The sequence below is a fragment of the Sinorhizobium psoraleae genome (genome assembly GCF_013283645.1).
GTDB lineage: Bacteria > Pseudomonadota > Alphaproteobacteria > Rhizobiales > Rhizobiaceae > Sinorhizobium > Sinorhizobium psoraleae.
The window spans coordinates 1-1,397 of record NZ_JABEKV010000057.1 but is presented as its reverse complement, the minus strand read 5'-3'; the positions used below and the strand labels follow the sequence as shown (position 1 = coordinate 1,397).

The 1,397-nt window shown below is 55.5% G+C and carries 2 protein-coding genes; one reads left to right on the top strand and one right to left on the bottom strand.

Going from position 1 to position 1,397, the window contains the following annotated elements; genetic code table 11:
• The first annotated feature begins 561 nt into the window (after positions 1–561).
• Entirely contained in the window at positions 562–1,086 is a 525-nt protein-coding gene (locus ILFOPFJJ_RS34575) for a hypothetical protein (RefSeq protein WP_173514867.1), read from the top strand.
• A gap of 128 nt (positions 1,087–1,214) precedes the next feature.
• Here the strand turns inward: ILFOPFJJ_RS34575 and ILFOPFJJ_RS34885 are convergent.
• The coding region (locus tag ILFOPFJJ_RS34885) for a hypothetical protein (RefSeq protein WP_210267726.1) at positions 1,215–1,397 on the bottom strand (183 nt) is incomplete at its 5' end.

Below are 1,397 nucleotides of genomic sequence, written 5' to 3'. Positions count from 1 at the left end.
TTCGACGAGCGATGGGAATCAAAAACGGACTCTTTTGTCTCGATCAGTCCACTAGGATATGGAGGCTTCCTCGTGGTGGGCCCGATCGACTTAACCGTCTTTGCCTGTAGAAATCCGGCTTCCGTGAGGTTGCCGATGAGATCCAGAGCAGGGTCGGCCTCGATCGTTTCCCAATTGCTCAGGACATCGAACTCGTTGATCGATCGCTGGGAGCCCGTTATACTAGAATTTCGGCTCTAGTATAACGGTCGGGGCTTCCATGCTGAAAACTGGCAATCGCTCGGGGAAAAGCTTGAACCAGAAAGTCCATCAGCAGCCCTTTGAAGGCGGGCCCGTTGACCAAACGTATCAAAGAAATTGGGACGGTAAGTCGTGGCAACGCCGCGCGCACCTTCTAGTCCAACTGCGTCATGGCGCACAGAACGTGCAAATTGTGCCGGACAGGGTCGGAGGAGACGCGGGCTTAGAATTTTTTACGACAGATGGTTGTCTCTATCAATGCTACGCGCCGGAAGAGCCGGGGAACGAAATCCAGCAGTGCGATGAAGCAGAAGGCGAGTCATGGAATTCTTGCTGGACCTCGACGTCGGCAATCGACGGCGACGGAGGCTTGAGCTGGAGAAGCAAATTGCCGGGTTGGAGACGGAATGGTCTCAGGCTCGGCAACACCTGACGTCAAGGCTGGGCAATCTGAGCCGCCTTCAAAATATACCGTCACGACCCGTCGAAGACTTCTCTTCCGCGCCGTCGATAGGCGTAGAGGTGTACTTGGAAGAGGAATGGCTCGCACTCGAAGATGCCGTAGATTATCCGTCAGAACACGTTGCCGCTATACGGCAATACCAGCTCGAAGTGGCGTTCGTTGACCTCAAGCGCGACGAGACCATGATGCGCCCTCTATGCTTGCCTGCCCTACTACTGCCGTTTTCACACCTGCGCTGGCGCAGCTATCAGACTTTTCCGCACTGTGTCGGGCTAGCTAACGGAAATCTCCATCAAGCGGGGTCTGCTTTTAGTCTTTCGCTCAGCCCGCCTCAATGTCCGCCATGGGGGCGCACAGCGGTCGCCCGCAACAGCGGTCATTGAGGCTGCCTCGACCAGCTATCTCTACTTCAAAGTGGCCAAATCGCAGCGACAGGACGAATGGACCGTCATGTGACAAATTGGCTTCTCCGCCCGATAAACCGGCTTTTCCCGACCACGCTTGATCTCGATCAACATGCCGCCGCCACGCGCAGCCTACCGGTCTTCTTTGCAACGGTTATTGCTGAAATTATTGCGGGTTCAAGGAGACGCCAAATGAACATGAATGACGCATGGTAGCTTAAATGGATCGCGGGCATGGGTGCGGCTTTTTTCGCATCCGGGGCAGCCGCTACCGATCTGATACCACCGCC